This window comes from Pseudomonas sp. OA65 (assembly GCF_017498305.1).
Classification (GTDB): domain Bacteria; phylum Pseudomonadota; class Gammaproteobacteria; order Pseudomonadales; family Pseudomonadaceae; genus Aquipseudomonas; species Aquipseudomonas zanjanensis.
In genome coordinates this window covers 21092-39363 of sequence record NZ_JAGDEZ010000013.1, presented here as the reverse complement: position 1 = coordinate 39363, position 18272 = coordinate 21092, and the positions used below count along the sequence as shown (strand labels likewise).

The 18272-nt window shown below is 62.5% G+C and carries 16 protein-coding genes; 11 read left to right on the top strand and 5 right to left on the bottom strand.

What is annotated here, in order from left to right:
* Positions 1 to 215: 215 nt before the first annotated feature.
* Positions 216 to 1490 carry a glucarate dehydratase family protein gene (locus tag J3361_RS13565; protein ID WP_207965009.1) on the bottom strand — a complete coding sequence of 425 codons (1275 nt, stop codon included), beginning with the start codon at positions 1488 to 1490 and terminating at the stop codon, positions 216 to 218.
* A 102-nt stretch (positions 1491 to 1592) separates the two neighbouring features.
* Here J3361_RS13565 and J3361_RS13560 point away from each other — a divergent pair, with 102 nt between their 5' ends.
* Entirely contained in the window at positions 1593 to 2489 is an 897-nt protein-coding gene (locus J3361_RS13560; RefSeq protein WP_207965008.1) for a LysR substrate-binding domain-containing protein, read from the top strand.
* Positions 2490 to 2590: 101 nt separating this feature from the next.
* Here J3361_RS13560 and J3361_RS13555 read toward each other — a convergent pair whose 3' ends face one another.
* Positions 2591 to 2953: a DUF6124 family protein gene (locus tag J3361_RS13555; RefSeq protein WP_207965007.1), complete on the bottom strand. Its 363-nt coding sequence runs from the start codon at positions 2951 to 2953 to the stop codon at positions 2591 to 2593.
* A gap of 882 nt (positions 2954 to 3835) precedes the next feature.
* Between J3361_RS13555 and J3361_RS13550 the strand changes: the two genes are divergently transcribed.
* Positions 3836 to 4267 carry a nuclear transport factor 2 family protein gene (locus J3361_RS13550; RefSeq protein WP_207965006.1) on the top strand — a complete coding sequence of 144 codons (432 nt, stop codon included), beginning with the start codon at positions 3836 to 3838 and terminating at the stop codon, positions 4265 to 4267.
* A gap of 183 nt (positions 4268 to 4450) precedes the next feature.
* Here J3361_RS13550 and J3361_RS13545 read toward each other — a convergent pair whose 3' ends face one another.
* On the bottom strand, positions 4451 to 5374 hold the full coding sequence (locus J3361_RS13545) for a LysR family transcriptional regulator (RefSeq protein WP_207965005.1): 924 nt from the start codon (positions 5372 to 5374) through the stop codon (positions 4451 to 4453).
* A 128-nt stretch (positions 5375 to 5502) separates the two neighbouring features.
* On the opposite strand from J3361_RS13545, the gene J3361_RS13540 reads away from it, so the two are divergent.
* Positions 5503 to 5709: a 4-oxalocrotonate tautomerase family protein gene (locus tag J3361_RS13540; protein ID WP_025213530.1), complete on the top strand. Its 207-nt coding sequence runs from the start codon at positions 5503 to 5505 to the stop codon at positions 5707 to 5709.
* Between the two features lie 567 nt (positions 5710 to 6276).
* Complete coding sequence (locus tag J3361_RS13535) at positions 6277 to 7011, top strand: SDR family NAD(P)-dependent oxidoreductase (RefSeq protein ID WP_207965004.1); 735 nt, start codon at positions 6277 to 6279, stop codon at positions 7009 to 7011.
* 67 nt (positions 7012 to 7078) lie between these two features.
* Here the strand turns inward: J3361_RS13535 and J3361_RS13530 are convergent, their stop codons facing one another.
* Positions 7079 to 9208, bottom strand: coding sequence for a TonB-dependent siderophore receptor (locus tag J3361_RS13530; protein ID WP_207965003.1), 2130 nt, complete (start codon positions 9206 to 9208; stop codon positions 7079 to 7081).
* A gap of 260 nt (positions 9209 to 9468) precedes the next feature.
* A complete protein-coding gene (locus J3361_RS13525; protein ID WP_207965002.1) occupies positions 9469 to 10860 on the bottom strand; it encodes a PLP-dependent aminotransferase family protein in 1392 nt (463 codons plus the stop codon).
* 137 nt (positions 10861 to 10997) lie between these two features.
* Here J3361_RS13525 and J3361_RS13520 point away from each other — a divergent pair, with 137 nt between their 5' ends.
* The 7 genes from J3361_RS13520 (at position 10998) to J3361_RS13490 (ending at position 18232) form a co-directional block, all read left to right on the top strand.
* The gene (locus J3361_RS13520; RefSeq protein WP_207965001.1) at positions 10998 to 12164 is read left to right on the top strand and encodes an MFS transporter; all 1167 of its coding nucleotides are present in this window, start codon (positions 10998 to 11000) and stop codon (positions 12162 to 12164) included.
* A 205-nt stretch (positions 12165 to 12369) separates the two neighbouring features.
* Positions 12370 to 13041: a GntR family transcriptional regulator gene (locus J3361_RS13515; RefSeq protein ID WP_186704947.1), complete on the top strand. Its 672-nt coding sequence runs from the start codon at positions 12370 to 12372 to the stop codon at positions 13039 to 13041.
* A 112-nt stretch (positions 13042 to 13153) separates the two neighbouring features.
* Positions 13154 to 14086, top strand: a complete 933-nt coding sequence (locus tag J3361_RS13510; RefSeq protein ID WP_207965000.1) for a 4-hydroxyproline epimerase — start codon at positions 13154 to 13156, stop codon at positions 14084 to 14086.
* Positions 14083 to 15198, top strand: a complete 1116-nt coding sequence (locus J3361_RS13505) for an FAD-binding oxidoreductase (protein WP_207964999.1) — start codon at positions 14083 to 14085, stop codon at positions 15196 to 15198. The genes J3361_RS13510 and J3361_RS13505 overlap by 4 nt, the downstream gene beginning before the upstream one ends.
* 384 nt (positions 15199 to 15582) lie before the next feature.
* Positions 15583 to 15819 (top strand): 2Fe-2S iron-sulfur cluster-binding protein, encoded by a 237-nt coding sequence (locus tag J3361_RS13500; RefSeq protein WP_207964998.1) that lies wholly within the window; start codon positions 15583 to 15585, stop codon positions 15817 to 15819.
* The gene (locus J3361_RS13495; protein ID WP_207964997.1) at positions 15816 to 17072 is read left to right on the top strand and encodes an FAD/NAD(P)-binding oxidoreductase; all 1257 of its coding nucleotides are present in this window, start codon (positions 15816 to 15818) and stop codon (positions 17070 to 17072) included. Before J3361_RS13500 ends, J3361_RS13495 begins: the two co-directional genes overlap by 4 nt.
* Before the next feature lie 410 nt (positions 17073 to 17482).
* A complete protein-coding gene (locus J3361_RS13490; protein WP_207964996.1) occupies positions 17483 to 18232 on the top strand; it encodes an AraC family transcriptional regulator in 750 nt (249 codons plus the stop codon).
* Positions 18233 to 18272: the final 40 nt, after the last annotated feature.

Below are 18272 nucleotides of genomic sequence, written 5' to 3'. Positions count from 1 at the left end.
GCAAGGTGGCTTGGGAGGATGCGGGGAGGATTTATCTGTGGGAGCAAGACCTGTGGGGAGGCCTGGGGGAGCAAGACCTATGGCGATACCTGTGGGAGCAAGGCTTGCCCGCGATGAACGATAACGCGGTTCAGTTGTTCGACCGCGGCGCGGCTATCGCGGGCAAGCCTTGCTCCCACAGGTATTCCCGCAGGCCTTGCTTTCTCGCTGCCTTCTCAGAACCGCGGCTTGACGGTCTTCCAGTCCGGCCGGTAACGCTGCATCTGCCGCACATCGTCGCGCTGGCGAATGCCGCAACTGAGAAACTGCTCATGCAGTTTGCCCAGTTGATCCCGATCCAACTCCAGGCCAAGACCCGGCGCCCGGGTGATCTTCACGCAGCCGTCGACAATCGGCAGCTTGCCGCCCTTGATCACTTCTTCATCCGGCTCCTGCCACGGGTAATGGGTGTCGCAGGCATAGTCGAGGTTCGGCACCGCAGCCGCCACGTGGGCCATGGCCATGAGGCTGATACCCAAGTGCGAGTTGGAATGCATCGACACGCCCAGGCCGAAAGTGCTGCACATTTTCGCCAAGATCTGAGTGTCCCGCAGGCCGCCCCAGTAATGGTGGTCGGCCAACACGATCTGCACGCTCTCCAAGGCCACGCTGCGGCGGAACTCATCGAAATCGGTGACCACCATATTGGTCGCCAGCGGCAACCCCGTGCGCTTGTGCAGCTCGGCCATGCCTTCCAGCCCGGGCGTCGGGTCCTCGTAATACTGCAAGTCATCCCCCAGCAGCTCGGCCATGCGAATCGAGGTCTCCAGGGACCAGTTGCCATTGGGGTCGATGCGCAACGGGTAGCCGGGGAACGCCTGTTTCAGCGCCTTGATGCAGGCGACTTCATGCTCGGGATCAAGGGCGCCAGCCTTGAGCTTGATGCTCTTGAAGCCATAGTCCTGAATCATTCGCCGGGCCTGGGCGACGATCTGCTCTTCGTTGAGCGCTTCGCCCCAATTGTCGGCCGGATACGGCGAATCGATATGCTCGGCGTACTTGAAAAACAGGTAGGCACTGAACGGAATCTCGTCGCGAATCGCGCCGCCCAGCAGGTCCACCAACGGCACGTTCAGGTAGTGGGCTTGCAAGTCCAGGCAAGCCACTTCGAACGCCGAATAGGCATTGCTCACCGCCTTGCTCGCATGGGAGCCCGGCGCCAATTCGGCACCGGCGACGCTGGCCGGTTTCTGCGCGGCGACGGTCGCCTGGACGATGGCCCGCAATTGATTGAGGTTGAACGGGTCCAGGCCAATCAACTGGCTCTGCAACTGCTGCTGGATCGCCAGGGCCGGGGCATCGCCGTAGCTCTCCCCCAGGCCGATGTAACCGTTGTCGCTCTCGATCTCGATGATCGAGCGCAGCGCGAACGGCTCATGGATGCCGCTGGCATTGAGCAAAGGTGGATCGCGAAAAGCGATGGGTGTGACGGTGACGCGTTTGATCTTCATACAGCGGCTCCGATCATTGTTGACGAACGGGACGATGATGGACGCGACGGATTGTTCCCGTCTAATCTAACTTGGCACTTGATTGATACCTGGATTGAATCAATGTTTGAACTGGCCCAGCTACGCTGCTTCACCACCGTGGCGACCGAACTCAACTTCCGGCGTGCCGCCGAACGCCTGAACATGACCCAGCCACCGCTGAGCCGGCAGATCCAATTGCTGGAGCATCACCTGGGCGTCGAACTGTTCACCCGCAGCACCCGCAGCGTGGCGCTCACCGCCGCCGGCCGGGCGTTTTTCATCGAAGCACAAAACCTGTTGGAACAGGCGCAACAGGCCGCCGTGGCGGCCAAACGTTTTGCCAAGGGTGACATTGGCTCGGTCACCATCAGCTTCGTCGGCAGCGCGGTGTACGAGTTCTTGCCCAAGGTGATCGCCGAGGCCCGGCTGAAACAGCCCCAGGTCAAAATCGTCCTGGCGGAAATGAACACCTACCAACAGCACGAAGCCCTGCGCGCCCGGCGCATCGACCTGGGCATCGTCCGCTCGCCGCTGCTGGAAACCGGCTACGCCACCGAATGCCTGGTGCGCGAACCTTTCGTGCTGGCGGTGCCCGCCGGTCATCCGCTGGCCAGCGCCGATACCGTGAGCGTCCACGACTTGGACGCGCAACCGTTCCTGATGTACTCCCACGCCGCCTACCCGCCCTTCAACGAACTGCTCACCGGCATGCTGCGCTCGGCCCGGGTCGCACCGCAGTTCGTGCAATGGCTGGGCTCGTCGCTGACGATCCTGGCCCTGGTCAACGCCGGCATGGGCCTGGCCCTGGTACCGCGTTGCGCCAGCAGCGTGGTGTTCAAGGACGTGGTGTTTCGCGAGATCGACCTGGGCGAAGGGGTGCAGAGCGAGTTGCATTTGGTGTGGCGCGAGGATAATGACAACCCGGCGTTTACCATGCTGCTGGAAGGGATTCGGGGGGCGGTTCGGGAAGGGTTGTGAAGGCGGAGCAACAAGGCCCATGGGGTTGGCAGTGGCTGACCGAGCGTCGTGGACTTAGGTTGCGAGGGCGCTCGCAGCGCCCCCACAACACTACCTGGCGATTACCCAGGCTTGTGGTTATCCAGTACTCGATTGACCGCTAACTCACCCAACATGATGACCCGTTGCAGCACCAGCATCGTTTGGCGTCTTGGGCCGTCCGCCAAATCGGTGAGGTCGCTGACCATCACGCTGGCAGATGCCAAGGATTCGCACGCCTCAACGAGTAACGTTTCGTCATCCACCGCTGCGTCGATGGTGAAGATCGTGCTGGGTTTGCGGGGCTGTATCTGCGTTTTCGTTGCCCCGGGGTTCAGGTAGTGCTTGAGCGCGCGGTCTGCCGCCTCTTTCAACTTTTCAGGGTCGAGAGAGTCGCCGTAGAGTACCGAGTCGATATCCGGGGGGTTGGGAGTAACCTTGAACATATAACTAATTCCCTCAGTTGGGGCCGCAACCGTTCTCGACTAAAAGAAGGGTGGCGGCTGTGCGCAGGTTAGTCGACCGGTGGAATTAGCAAGCCCGGCGCGCCCAAGGGCGCCCTGCGCACAACCACCATCAAGTGCAGGAATAGAATGACCTGACTGAATGGTACTTATGCACTTTACTAAAACCGTCCGGGCGACTAAACCCGACCACTGATGGGCAGTGGCAGGGAAACGATAGAGGCCAGGGGCAAAGCGCACAAGCCGGCGGATTCTGACGCATGCGTAAGTAAGGACGCAAGGTCTCGTAGCCTTTAGGGCGTAATGTGGAGTGTATTTAAACGTGTCGCGCTGGATATGTTTATGGCAATTAAACGGGGCGACTTTTATTCGTTATTTCTTGGGACTGTATTGGTGTAAATACAGTGTCTTACGGGACGCTTTGGCCTCATCGATATTAAACGAGGTCATGCCGTAGATAATACGTTGGCGGATACTTTGAGGAGTCTTCCTACAGCTGACCGGCTATAACTTGTTGCGTTATCAAATGGCACCTTGCCCGATATTTACCCTGCGATTCCTCATAGACCGATCAATATGTATTTTCAGCCTTAAAAATCACATGGTTGCAATTTGTTCCATGAGAGCTTGCTCCCGCTGGGCTGTAGGAGCTGACGAGTGCAACGAGGCTGCGATCTTTCCTCTGTCCATTGAGTCCAAAGCGAAAGATCGCAGCCTTCGGCAGCTCCTACCGCAGCCCAGCGGGAGCAAGCTCCCTCGCCACATTGTCAGTGCCCTATTCCAGTCCCCCTCGACAAGTTGTACGATGACCGACGAGCACGCATCGCTCGCGTTCCTGATACCTACAACAACAAGGAAACCCCCATGAAAAAAGCGACATTGGTCTTCGGCTTCTTGTGCCTGTTCGGCGGCTACGCTACGGCCGCTACATCGCCCGAGCAGGAGGTGGCCCAGGCGGTCGACCACCTGACCCAAGCCATGCTGCACAAAGACATCCCCCAGCTCCAGGCACTGGCCGCCGAGAACCTGACCTATGGGCACTCCAGCGGCAACATCCAGGACAAAAAAGCCTTCATCGCCGACATCGAAACGGGCAAGAGCGCATTCAAGACCTTGGAAATGAAGAACCAGAAAATTACTCTGTCCGGTGATGTGGCGCTGGTTCGCAATCACTTCTCGGCCCAGGCGCTCAAGGGCACTGAAGTGGTGCCGACGGAAATCGAGAACTTCCAGATCTGGCAGAAGCAGAAGGATGGCAAGTGGTTGCTGATCGGTCGTCAGGCGTTTCGATTCTGATAGCGGGCTAGGCCGGGAATCTCTGCGGCAAGCGCATTATTTGAGCGTGTGGTGATCCATTGTGGCGAGGGAGCTTGCTCCCGCTCGGTTGCGAAGCAGCCGCAAAAAAGGGGCCGCTACGCAGCCCAGCGGGAGCACGCTCCCTCGCCACAGGGATGCCCTTTTCAGCCCTGGCGCCTTGCGTCAGGCTCCGGCCCACTGCTCCCGGTACTGCAACAGGAAATCCACAAAAGCACGCACCCGCTGCGGTACGTACCTGCCATGGGGGTACAGCAAGGTGAACGGCCGGGAGCGACCCGCGAAAGGCGCAAGCACCTCCACCAACTGCCCGTTGGCCAGCTCCTGTTCGACGATGAACTTGTAAGTCTGGAACAAGCCCGCGCCATGCTTGGCCAGCGTCACGCCGCCGAGCACATCATCCGAACAGCAATAACCCCCTTGGCCGAACACTTCCTTTTCCTTGCCATCGATATTGAACAACCAGGAAATCCGTCGCCCACTGCTGGGCAACTCGAACTGGATGCACTCGTGGTCATCCAGGTCTTCAAGTACCTGCGGCGTGCCGGCCTTGCGCAGGTACTCCGGGGAGGCGATCACCACCAACTTCGCATCTTCCAGCAGCCGGGCGATCATCGACGAGTCGGGCTGGGCCCGCACCCGGATGGCGAGGTCATAACCTTCGGCAACAAAATCGATGTTTCGATTGCTCAGGTGCAGGTCCACCGTCACTTGCGGGTACAGCACCCTGAAGGCCGGTAGCAAGGGCAGGATGCGATGGTGACCGTAGGTGGTGGGCAGGCTGATGCGCAGTTGCCCGGACGGTACCGATTGCGCGCCCATCATTTCCTGTTGCGCCTCGACCAGTTGCGTCAGCGCTTGTCGGCATTGCTCGAAATAGGTCTTGCCGGCTTCGGTCAGGCGAATGCTGCGGGTGGTGCGCACGAAAAGCCGTGAGCCCAGGCGTTCTTCCAGGCGAAAGATCGAGCGGCTCACCGCCGCAGGCGTCACACCCGCCAATTGCGCCGCCGCGGTGAAACTGCCCGCCTCCGCCGCCAGACAGAACAGTTCTATGCTGCCCAATTGCAGGTCTTCGAAATGACGCTTCATGATTAGTTACACCGCGTATCAACTGAAGTTTCCAAAAGCCTGTTTATCAGTCCGTGGCGTATAAATACAGTGGCCTTGCAACACGCGGGCGTTGGCCCGCGTCCATTTCCCACCCGCTGGAGTGCACCATGCCTTTCGTCAATGTGCGAATTACCCGAGACGGCGTTACCCGTGAACAGAAAGCCCAGGTGATTTCCGAAATCACCGAAACCCTCCAGCGCGTGCTGGGCAAGGACCCACACTTGACCCATATCGTGATCGAGGAAGTCGACACGGATAATTGGGGATATGCGGGGATGACGACGACTGAGTATCGAAGTCTTCCCAAGGAGTGAGGCCCCACCTTTGCGAGCCCGGTCCGATTGACCGGGCTTTTTTCTGCCTGCCAACCCGCCAACCCTGTGGGAGCGAGCCTGCTCGCGATAGCGGTGTGTCAGTCAATATCAATACTGACTGGCCTGACGCTATCGCGAGCAGGCTCGCTCCCACAAGGGATTACTGGCGAACGTGGATTTTGCGATCAGCCGGGAACATTGTGGGAGCGGGCTTGCTCGCGAAGACAGAGTTTCAGTCAGAACTCTGTAGCTGACACACCGCCTTCGCGAGCAAGCCCGCTCCCACAGGGGATTGCTGGCGAACGTGGATTTTGCGATCAGCCGGGAACATTGTGGGAGCGGGCTTGCTCGCGAAGGCAGAGTTTCAGTCAGAACTCTGTAGCTGACACACCGCCTTCGCGAGCAAGCCCGCTCCCACAGGGATTTATGGTGTTCCAGATTGATTACATGACGTATCAACTCAAGTACCAGAAGCCTTATTTATCAAACCCTGGCGCATCAATACCCTGAGCTCAACCAACGCCACACCGGCGCATCGGTTCAACTCAATGTGATCAGGAGTCAATCATGAGCCTCAACAAAACCGTCATCATCACCGGCGCTTCCAGCGGGATCGGCCTGGGCTTGGTCAAGGCATTCCTCGCTCGGGGCTACAACGTGGTGGGCAATGCCCGCTCCCCGTCCGGCCTGGAGGCTGCCGCCGCCGAGCTCGGTCACCCGGCCGGTTTCCTCGGCGTGGCCGGCGACATCGCTGACCCGGCCACTTCAACCGCCCTGATCACCCAGGCCATCGAGGCGTTCGGCGCCGTTGACGGGCTGGTGAACAACGCCGGTTTTTTCCTGCCAAAACCCTTCGTCGAATACAGCCCCCAAGACCTGGACGCGCTGCTGGACACCAACCTCAAGGGGCTCGTCTTTGCCAGCCAGGCCGCTGCCGCGCACATGATCGGGCGCCAGCAAGGCTTCATCATCAACATTTCAGCCGCCGTGGCCCTGCAACCGAACATCCAGGTGCCCGCAGCACTGCCGGTGTTGATCAAGGGCGGCGTCAACCAGATGACCCGCGCCCTGGCCCTGGAACTGTCGCCCCACAACATCAAGGTCAACGCCGTCGCACCTGGCATCATCGACACGCCGATGCACGACCCGGCGCACCGCGACTTCCTCAACCACCTGGCCCCGGCCGGTCGTGTGGGCACCATCGAGGAAATTGCCGAGGCCGTGTTGTACCTGGCGGGTGCTGATTTCACGACTGGCGCGATACTGCCGGTGGACGGCGGGATGAGCACAGGCAAGTGGTAAATAGGCAAGTGGTAAAAAACGAAAACCCCGGAGGCCAGGCCTTCGGGGTTTTCGTGACGCAACGGATTCAGAGCGTGTAGGAGATACCAGCCTGCACGGTCCGCGGTGCGCCTGGATAGGCGTAGACGCCACCAAATGCACCCTCTTCGTAGTCGGCGTCAAACAGGTTCTTCAGATCCAGGTTGAGGCGGATCCGCTCGTTGACCTTGTAGTAGCCGAGCAGGTCCACGACGGTGTAACTGTCCATGGTAAAGGTGCTGGCCGCCGTGTTGCCGGCCCGCTCATCGACGTACTTGGCGCCCAGGCCCAAGCCGAGGCCCTTGAGGCCGCCGTCCTGGAACTCGTAGACGTTCAACAGGCTGAAGGAGTTCTTGGGCACGTTGAGCAAGCGGGTGCCGGACGGGATATTGATGTCCTTGGTCACTTCGGCATCCACATAGGCATAGCCACCGATCACGCGCCACTCCGGCGTCAGGTTGCCCGCCACGTTCAGGTCAAAACCACGACTGCGCACTTCGCCGGCAGCCACTTTGAAATCCGGGTCCACCGGATCATTGGTCAACACGTTACGTTTTTCGATCTGATACACCGCAGCATCGACGCTCAACTGGCGATCCAGGGCTTCCCACTTGACACCCATTTCGTAGGACTTGCCCTCTTCCGGCTTGAACCCTCCCCCTGCACTGCTGCGGCCGGTGTTAGGTTTGAACGAGCGGGCGGTGTTGGCATAGACAGCCACTGTGTCGGTCAGGTCGTAAATCATCCCCAGTCGCGGGGTCACGGCACTGTCGTTCACATTCCAGTTTCCAGTGTCGGTCACGAACGTTTTGTACTTATGCTCGAACCGCTCAAAACGCGCCCCAGCCAACACTTTCAACCGCTCAGTCAACGCCACCTGATCCTGGACAAACACACCAAACGTCTTGAGATTTTCCTGGTCATCGGTGGGCTTGCGCGTCAATGCCGGGCGTGGCTGGCCATGCACCGGATCGAAGATATCGATCGGGTAGGTACCGGGGGCACCAGAGGAGCGCTGAATGATCGACTGGTAATCGTAGTCTTCGTACTCAATGCCCGTCAGCAACGTGTGCTCGAACCCGCCGGTGGAAAAATGCCCGGTGAGGTTGAGCTGGGTGTCGTGGTCGGTCCATTCCAGCTTGCGGTAGTTGAAGTTGCGACTGAGGGTACGCCCATCGGCGCCGATGCTGTTGCCCTCCACGGCATTGCCCTGCAAGGTGCCGTCGAGCCACTGGGTGCCGCCGGCCAGGGTCCAATCGTCGTTGAGCATGTGCTCGAAACGCACCTGCAGCATGTTGTTGTCGTTGTGCAGCTTGCCCACGTCTTTCTCGCCGAAGAACGTATCCCGCGACGCGGTGCCGCGCTGGCCGGCGTAATGGGTCAGGCCACGGTCCAGCGGGGCATTGTTGCGCATGAAATCGCCTTCGAAGGTCAGGCGCGTGGTGTCGTTGACCTGCCAGCTCACCACTGGCGCGATGCCGTAACGCTCGGTCTCGACGTGATCGCGGAACGTATCGCCGCCCTCACCGATCACGTTCAGGCGATAAGCCAGGCGCCCTTCTTCGTCCAACGGACCGGACGCATCGAGCGTGCCGCGACGCATCCCCTGGTCGCTGACCTGGCTGCCCAGGGTCACCGTGCGCTCGGCCAACGGTTGCTTGGATACCACGTTGAAGGTACCGCCCGGGTCGCCACGGCCATAGAGCATGGTGGCCGGGCCGCGCAGGACTTCCAGGCGCTCGATGGTGTTGGCGTCCGGCATGTTCGGGTAGCCACGGTTGATCGGGAAACCGTTGCGGTAGAACTCGCCGGTGGTGAAACCGCGCACGGTGAAGGTGGTCAGGCCCTGGCCGCCGAAGTTGTTGGCCCGGCCTACGCCGCCGGCGTAGTCGAGGGCGTCTTGCAGGCGCGTGGCACTGAGGTCTTCAACGACATCGCGGGAAACGACGGAGATGGATTGCGGGGTTTCATGGATTGCCGTGTCGGTACGGGTCGCACTGGCCGAGCGGGTGGCGTGATAACCCTTCACCGGGCCCTGCGCTGTTTCATAGTCTGAATTGCCGACGATATCGGTCGCTTGCAACTCAAGGGAGGCCGGCTTGGCAGGGATCGGCTCTTCGGCCCAGGTGGGAATGGAATAAGCTTGGAGCACACACAGTGAAACGAGAATCCGACGCATCGATGCACAATCCTAATGGAAACAACCCCCCACATCGGGGGCTGACAAAAATGTGTCGCGAAAGATACAGTAACTCATTGTCGTTTGATATCTATTCCCATTAACACGGGATGTTTTTGTGACTGCTTAGTCAGCCATCGCGAGCAAGCTTTGCTCCCACAGGGATCTTTAGTGGATACAAGTCTTGGGATTGGCCCCTGCTCTGCGCTGTGGGAGCAAAGCTTGCTCGCGATGGCGCCAGGACAATCTCCCCCAAAACCCTACTGCCCCACCGCAATCGACTCCTCCTCGACCCGCTGGAAAAACCTCTGCGCACGTACATCCTGGGTATAAGCCACATTCAACCGCAGCCAATCACACGCCTCCCCTTGCGGCAGGAACGTCGAGCCCTGGGACAGTTGAATCTGCAGCTCCCGGGCGATTTGCTGCACCCGTTGTGCCGCCAAGCACCGCGGCCTGGCCCAGATGAACAGCCCTCCCATCGGCTCGGCAAAGACCTCCCAGTGGGCCGGGTCCAGTTGGCGCAGCGTGCTCGCCATCTGCTTGTTCAGGCGCTGGCGCAAGCGCTGGATCAGCTTGCGATAAGCACCGTTGGCCAGCAACGTCGCCACCACGTTTTCCGCCAGCAGCGAACAACCGATGCCGGTAATCATCTTGACTTCGGCCAGGCGCTGGATGATCTCGGGATGAGCGACCACGTAACCGATGCGCAGCGAACTGGACAGCGTCTTGGAAAAACTCGCCAGGTAGATCACCCGGTCCAGGGCATCCAGAGAGGCCAGGCGTGAGGTCGGACCATTCTGGAAATCGGCGTAGATGTCGTCCTCGATGAGACGAAAGTCATGGGCCGTCGCCAGTTGCAGCAGGCGGTAGGCCACGCTCGGCGCCAGGCTGGTGCCGGTGGGGTTCTGGTACATGCTGTTGATGAAGAAGTACGAGGGTTTATGCTCGCCGAGAAGCTGTTCCAGGCGGGCGATGTCCGGGCCTTGGGCGGTTCTCGGCACCGCCACGGTCTTCACCCCGTGCAGCTTCAGCAGATTGAACAGGTTGTAGTAGCCGGGGCTTTCCACCAGCACCAGGTCACCGGGCTTGAGCAGCGTTCGCACCAGCAGGTCGAGGCCCTGGCTGGCGCCTTGGGTGGTGATGATTTGCGCCGGGTCGACGTGAATGTCGATCAGGCCCAGGCGCTTTTGCAGGTGCAGGCGCAGATGAGGCGAGCCCAACGGGGTGCTGTAGTTGAACAACGCATGGTTGTCGCTGCGCACCACTTGGCGGATCGCCTGGCCCAGGTCGGTGTCGTCGCGCCAGGCGTCGGGCAGCCAGCCACAACCGAGCTTGAGCTGGGGCGATTCATTGTCGAACAACTGCCACGACGGGTTATCCGTATCGGGTGCCGGTTCCACCGGCCGGGCCAACTGTTGCGCGACATAAAAGCCCGCACCATGCCGAGACTCCAACACCCCGCTGGCCACCAGTTGGTCATAGGCCTTGATCACGCTCGACAGGCTCAGGTCATTGTCCCGCGCCAGTTGGCGAATCGACGGCATCCGCGCGCCGGGGCGAATGCCATGGGCGTCGATCCAGCCCGTGAGGTGCGTCACGAGCTGCCGGATCACAGGCTCGGCAACGTTGCGATCAATCTTCAGGTCCACGGCTGGCACTCTTGTTCAAGTGTTCTCAGATTTCGAGCGAACAGTTAAGCACAAATGGCCTGGGTCTGTTCCTTGTTTGCGCTGTGCCTGGCAGTGATAGTCCCCGGGACTTCATGCACACCCTTTAAGGAACACCCTTGAACCCATCGCATCGACATTCCTGGGGGCTGGCCTTCGGCCTTTGCCTGATCACCCTCGCGGTCAACCTGCAGGCGCCGCTGTACACCACCTATGCGCAGTTGTCCGGCTACGGGGCCGGCGCCACGGCGGTGGCGTTTTCCGGTTATGTGCTGGGCGTGCTCCCGGTGCTGCTGGCATTCGGTGGGCTGGCCGACCGGGTGGGGCGCAAACCGTTGATCCTCGTCGCCCTCGGGCTGTCGATGCTGGCGACGCTGGTGACCATCCTCTGGCCGAACCTGGTGGCGCTGGGCGTCGCGCGCCTGATGATGGGGGTCGGCACCGGGCTGGCTTCGGCCACGTCGACCGCCTATATGGCCGAGCTCATGGCAACCAGCGATACCCGCTCACCGGCCAACCGGGTGACCGCCAGCACTTCCCTGGGATTTGGCCTGGGGGCAGCGTTGACCAGCCTGTTCCTGTTCGTCCACCACAGCGCCACGCCCGGCAGCTTCTGGTTGCAGCTCGCGTTGGCCGCCCTGGCGATCGTCGTGGTCTGGCGACTCCCGGACCCGGCGCTGAAAACCAAAGACGCGCCGCTGCTGCGCCTGCCGTTGTTTCCCGCTGGCAGCCTGCCCTACAGTTTTTCCATGCTCTTGGCCTGGGCGACGTCGGGCCTGGTCATCGCCCTATTGCCGTCCGTGCTGGCGACCCACGACTTGCAGCGCTGGTCTGGCCTGTCGACCTTCACGGTCATCAGTTGCGGCTTGCTCTTCCAGCCTTGGGTGCGCCGCCTGCAACCGGCCAGGGCCACGTGCCTGGGGCTGTTGATCCTGCCCGCGAGCTACGCGCTGCTGGCCTGGGGCGCGAGCGCCGGCTCCCTGCTCGCCGTGCTGCTGGGGGCGTTGGGGGCCAGCAGCGCTTGCTACGGTTTCCTGTACCTGGGCGGTCTGTCGGCCATCACGGCCATGGCTGGGGCGGAAAAGGCCCGGGTCAGCGCCGGGTTCTTTCTGTTCGCCTATGTCGGGTTCAGCATTCCGGTGGTGGTGACCGGGTTGCTGGCTGACGCTTTTGGCGCTGACGTGGCGTTGGTCGTGTTTGGCCTGGCGTTGTTGGCGGGGGCGTCCGTCACCGGATGGCGCATCGTCCGGACCGAGGCTGATATGGCCCACTTTTCCCATGGCTGAACAAACAACCGTTGTGGCGAGGGAGCTTGCTCCCGCTCGATTGCACAGCAATCGCAAAATCCCGGGTCTGCTGCGCAGCCCAGCGGGAGCAAGCTCCCTCGCCACAAGGGGCTGGCTGGAGGATTGAGGGAGCCTGGGACAGCTCGACACCGCATCCGGCAAAGTCGTATACCATATCCCCACCTAAGCCGAACGACCCGCCGCCGTGACTTTATCCAAGTTCAACCTGCCTGACCTGGGCAACACCCCGTCCACCTCGGAAATCATCACCCGCCACCTGCGCGATGCCATCGTAGCCGGGCATTTTGCCGAGGATGAGCCGATTCGCCAGGATGACATCGCCCGCCAGTTCAACGTCAGCAAGATTCCCGTGCGCGAAGCCCTCAAGCGTCTGGAGGCCGAGGGCCTGGTGATGTTCCAGCGCAATCGCGGGGCGATGGTGACGCGCATTTCCGAGGCGGAACTGGCGCAGATGTTCGAAGTGCGCATGCTCCTGGAAGACAAAGTCCTGCGCCTGGCGATTCCCAACATGACCGAAGACACCTTCGCCCGCGCCGAAAGCATCTGCCAGGAGTTCATCGGTGAAGACGACGTCGGGCGCTGGGCCGAACTGAACTGGCAACTGCACGCCTGCCTCTACGAGCCAGCGCAACGGCCCTTCATGGTGAGCCTGATCCGCTCGGTGCACGACAAGCTGGAGCGGTACTTGCGCATGCAGATGAGCCTGTCGGCCGGTAAGGACCGTGCCGATCACGAGCACCGGGAAATCATCAAGGCCTGCCGCGCCGGTGATGTCGAACGGGCCGTGGCGCTGCTGGACGAGCACATCGCCGGGGTCTGCGAAACCTTGTTCAAGTTCCTGCCTTCCAGCCATTGATGCATTGGTACTGTGCCGATTTCGTCATCGGCGATAGTTAAAACCCTCAAGCCGTCATCCCCTGGCGCGGGCCACGCTTACCGTCACTCATCTGAACGGACGTGGCCCTCCCATGAAACGCATCACCGTGATCGATTCCCATACCGGCGGCGAACCGACCCGTCTGGTCACCGACGGTTTTCCTGACCTGGGCCAGGGCAGCATGGCCGAGCGCAAGCAACGCCTGGCCACGGAGTTCGACGCCTGGCGCAGCGCCTGCGTGCTGGAACCGCGGGGCAGCGATGTGCTGGTGGGGGCGCTGCTCTGTGAGCCGGTGGACCCGAGCGCCTGTGCCGGCGTGATCTTTTTCAACAACAGCGGCTACTTGGGCATGTGCGGCCACGGCACCATCGGCCTGGTGGCATCACTGGCCCACCTGGGCAGGATCGGCCCCGGCGTGCACAGTATCGAAACCCCGGTGGGTACGGTGCAAGCAACCTTGCACGAAGACCGCTCGGTGAGCGTGCGCAACGTGCCGGCCTACCGTTACCGCCAGGCCCTGGCCTTGGAGGTGCCCGGCATCGGTCCGGTGGTGGGCGACGTGGCCTGGGGCGGCAACTGGTTTTTCCTGATCGCCGAGCATGGCCAGCGTGTCGCCGGCGATAACCTCGACGCGTTGACCGCCTACACCTACGCCGTGCAGCAAGCCTTGGAGCAGCAGGGTTTTCGCGGCGAGGACGGCGGCCTGATCGATCACATCGAACTGTTCGCCGACGACCCGCAAGCGGACAGCCGAAACTTCGTGCTCTGCCCGGGCAAGGCCTATGACCGCTCCCCATGCGGCACCGGCACCAGCGCCAAACTGGCGTGCCTGGCGGCCGATGGAAAACTGCAACCCGGGCAGATCTGGCGCCAGGCCAGTGTCATTGGCAGCGAGTTCGAGGGTTCCTACGAGCGCTCGGGCGAGCGCATCGTGCCGACCATTCGCGGTCGCGCCTACATCAGCGCCGAAACCACCCTTATCATCGAAGCGGATGACCCGTTCGCCTGGGGCATTCGTCCGTGAGCGAGGGCCATGTCGCCGACGTGATCATCATTGGCGCGGGCATCATCGGTGCGGCCTGCGCCCAGGCGTTGGCCCGACGCAACGTCAACGTGCTGGTGCTGGACGCCGGTTGGCACGGCGCCACGGCGGCTGGCATGGGGCATTTGTTGGTGCTGGATGACAACCCGGCGGAACTGGCCCTCAGCCAATACTCCCTGCAACGCTGGCACGAACTGGCGCCAGCCCTGCCCGCCGATTGTGCCTGGCGCAACAACGGCACCTTGTGGCTGGCGGCCAATGCCGAGGAAATGGCGGTGGCCCATGGCAAATACCTGAACCTGCTGGCCCATGGCGAAGCCTGTGAACTGATCGGCCGCGCCGCCCTGCATCAACGTGAACCCGAGCTGCGTCCGGGGCTGGAAGGTGGGCTGCTGATCAAGGGCGACGGCATCCTCTACGCCCCGGCCGCCGCGCGCTGGATGCTGGACGCGCCCAAGATTCGCCAGCAACGGGCACAGGTCAGTGAAGTCGACGGGGCTCGCGTGCGCCTCGACGACGGGCGCTGGTTGAGCGCCGACGCGGTGGTCCTCGCCAATGGCATCCAGGCCAAAGAATTATGTCCGGAACTGCCCATCGAACCGAAAAAGGGTCACCTGCTGATCACCGACCGCTACCCCGCCACCGTCACCCACACCCTGGTGGAGCTGGGCTACGTCACCAGCGCCCATAACGCCAGCGGGCCGTCGGTGGCGTGCAATATCCAGCCGCGCCCGACCGGGCAATTATTCATCGGCGCCTCGCGACAGTTCGGCACCGTCGACCCGCAGGTGGAAGGCTGGATGCTGGCGAAGATGCTCAAACGCGCCGTCGACTACATGCCTGGGTTGGCGCATCTGCACGGCATCAGGGCCTGGACCGGTTTTCGCGCGGCGAGCCCCGACGGCTTGCCCCTGGTGGGCCAACATCCGCAGCGCCAGGGACTGTGGCTGGCGGTGGGTCACGAGGGGTTGGGCGTCACCACGGCACCCGCGACCGCCGACCTGCTGGTGGCGCAGCTGTTCCACGAAACCTCGCCATTGGCCGCGCAGCCTTACCTGCCGCAGCGTTTCCTCGGAGAACCGGCCCATGCCTGAAGCCCGACATACTTCCCCTGTTTGCTCCGGGGATAGAATTGCCCCCCTGTGGCGAGGGAGCTTGCTCCCGCTCGATTGCGCAGCAATCGCAAAAATGTCGGGTCTGCTGCGCAGCCCAACGGGAGCAAGCTCCCTCGCCACGGGGCCGGGGTGTGCTCACGACATTCGCTTCGCCAAGGAGGATTGGCCCCATGCCTGAAGCCCGACGCACTTCTCCTGTTTGCTCCGGGGATAGGGTTGACCTTGTGGCGAGGGAGCTTGCTCCCGCTGGGGCGCGAAGCGGCCCTGTTTTGGGTCTGCTGCGCAGCCCAGCGGGAGCAAGCTCCCTCGCCACGGGGTCGGGGTGCGCTCACGACATTCGCTTAGCCAAGGAGGATTGGCCCCATGCCTGACCTATTCCTGGATGGCTGCCCGCTTTCAGTCGCCAATGGCACCAGCGTCGCCGCGGCATTGGCGTTGGGCGCGGACGGTTGCAGTCGCACCTCGGTCAGCGGCCAGCGGCGAGCGCCGTTGTGCGGCATGGGCATTTGCCAGGAGTGCCGGGTGCTGATCGATGGCCGGCGCCGCCTGGCCTGCCAGACCCTGTGCCTCGATGGCATGCAGGTGCAGACCCGACCATGAGCGAAGCCACCGACCTGCTGATCATCGGCGCCGGCCCCGCCGGCATGGCCGCCGCCCTCGCCGCAGCCAACAGCGGCGCGCGTATCGTGCTGCTGGACGACAACCCACTGCCCGGCGGGCAGATCTGGCGCGACGGTCCCCAGGCCAGCCTGCCCAGCGCCGCCCGGCACCTGCGCGAGCAACTGCGAAACTGTGCCAACGTCCGCTGGCATGCCGGCATTCGCGTAATCGCCTGCGCGGCGGATAAAACCTTACTGGTGGAAGATGCCGAGCGTGGCTGGCAGATCCGCTACGAACGCTTGATCCTCTGCACCGGCGCCCGTGAGCTGCTGCTGCCGTTCCCCGGCTGGACCCTCCCCGGCGTGACCGGCGCTGGCGGCTTGCAGGCGCTGATCAAGGGCGGCTTGCCGGTGCGCGGCGAACGGCTGGTCATCGCCGGCAGCGGCCCCTTGCTGTTGGCCAGCGCCGCCACGGCGAAGCATCAAGGTGCACAGGTGGTGCGCATCGCCGAGCAGGCCCGTCGCGGCGCCGTCGCCGGTTTCGCCGCGCAACTGCCGCGCTGGCCGGGGAAGTTTTTCCAGTCGTTCAGTCTGTTCGACCGGCACTACCGCACTGACACCCATGTGGTGGAAGCGCTCGGTGGGGAAAGGCTGGAGGGCGTGCGCCTGCAACAGCAAGGCAAGACGATTGAATTGGCCTGCGACCGGCTCGCCTGTGGCTTCGGGCTCATTCCCAATACCCAGTTGGGCCAGGCCCTGGGCTGCGCGGTTGAAGGCCAGGCGCTGGCGGTTGACGCCTGGCAAGCGACCACGCGTCACGAACATTACGCCGCCGGGGAATGCACCGGTTTCGGTGGCAGCGAACTGGCGCTGGTGGAAGGCGCAATCGCCGGCCATGCCGCCGTCGGCAACACCGAAGCCGCTCAGCAGCTGTGGCCGCGCCGCGCACGCTGGCAGAGTTTTGCCGGGGCATTGAACAAAGCCTTCGCCCTCGATCCACGGCTCAAGACCCTGGCCCGCAGCGACACCCTGGTCTGCCGCTGCGAAGACGTACCGTACGGCGAACTGGTCGGCCACGAAAACTGGCGCGAAGCGAAACTGGCCAGCCGCTGCGGCATGGGCGCCTGCCAGGGCCGAGTGTGCGGCGCCGCCCTGGAACACCTGTTCGGCTGGACACCACCGACACCCCGCCCACCCTTCAGCCCGGCGCGGATCGAGACCCTGCTGGAGCTGGAAGAACCCCCACCCACCTGAACCCGACACACATCCCACTCTGACCTGTACTCCCCACAAATCCCCTGTGGGAGCTGAGCTTGCTCGCGATAGCGGTGGGTCAGTTGGTAGAGATGCTGCCTGTGCCGCCGTCATCGCGAGCAAGCTCGGCTCCCACAGGGATTTGAAGTGAACTTCAACTTTGCAGGCACCCGCAGGCCCCATGTGGGAGCGGGCTTGCTCGCGATGACGGCGGCACATCCGGCATCGATGCAAGCTGACCCACCGCTTTCGCGAGCAGGCTCGCTCCCACAGGGATTGAGGTGAACTTCAACTTTGCAGGCACCGCAGGCCCCATGTGGGAGCGAGCCTGCTCGCGATGGCGGCGTGACAGACAGCGCATTTTCGATTGACACTGCGCCATCGCTCCCACCAAAAAGACGCCGCCGGCCATGTACCCCTCGCTCACTTCCCTCGCCCCCTGCGATCTCGACACCCTGCTGCGCAGCCTGCCACCCATCGCCCCGCTGCTGGACACCCTCGCCGACGTGGTGTTTTTCATCAAGGACAAACAAGCCCGCTATGCCTTCGTCAACCAGACCCTGGCCCGGCGCTGCGGTTTCAAACACAGCGGCGAGCTGCTCGGTCTCACCGCCGAGCAGGTGTTCCCCGAACGCTTCGGGCCGCTGTACACCGAACAGGATCGCCGGGTGCTGGCCAGCGGGCGGGAGTTGGCCGACCAACTCGAACTGCATTTGTATTACGGTAACCAGCCCGTCTGGTGCCTGACCCACAAGCTCGCCCTGCACGATCCAGACGGCCAGATCGTCGGCCTGGCCGGCATTTCCCGCGACCTGCAACTGCCGCAATCGAGCCACCCGGCGTTTCACAAACTGGCGGCGGTGGACGCCCATATCAAGCAGCACTTCGCCCGCCCCATCAGCCTTGCCGAGCTGACCGCCATTGCTGAATTGTCGGTGGCGCAGTTGGAGCGGCACTGCAAACGCATCTTCCAACTCACGCCTCGGCAGATGATCCACAAGGCACGCCTGGAGGAAGCCTCGCGGCTGTTACTCGACCAGGACCTGCCGATCACCGAGATCGCCTTGCGCTGCGGTTACACCGACCACAGCGCCTTCAGCCGCCAGTTCCGGGCCCTGACCAGCCTGTCGCCGAGCCAATACCGTGGGAGTCAGCGCTGATCGTGTTCCCTGATGGGGCGTCGGATCCCATCGCTGCTCC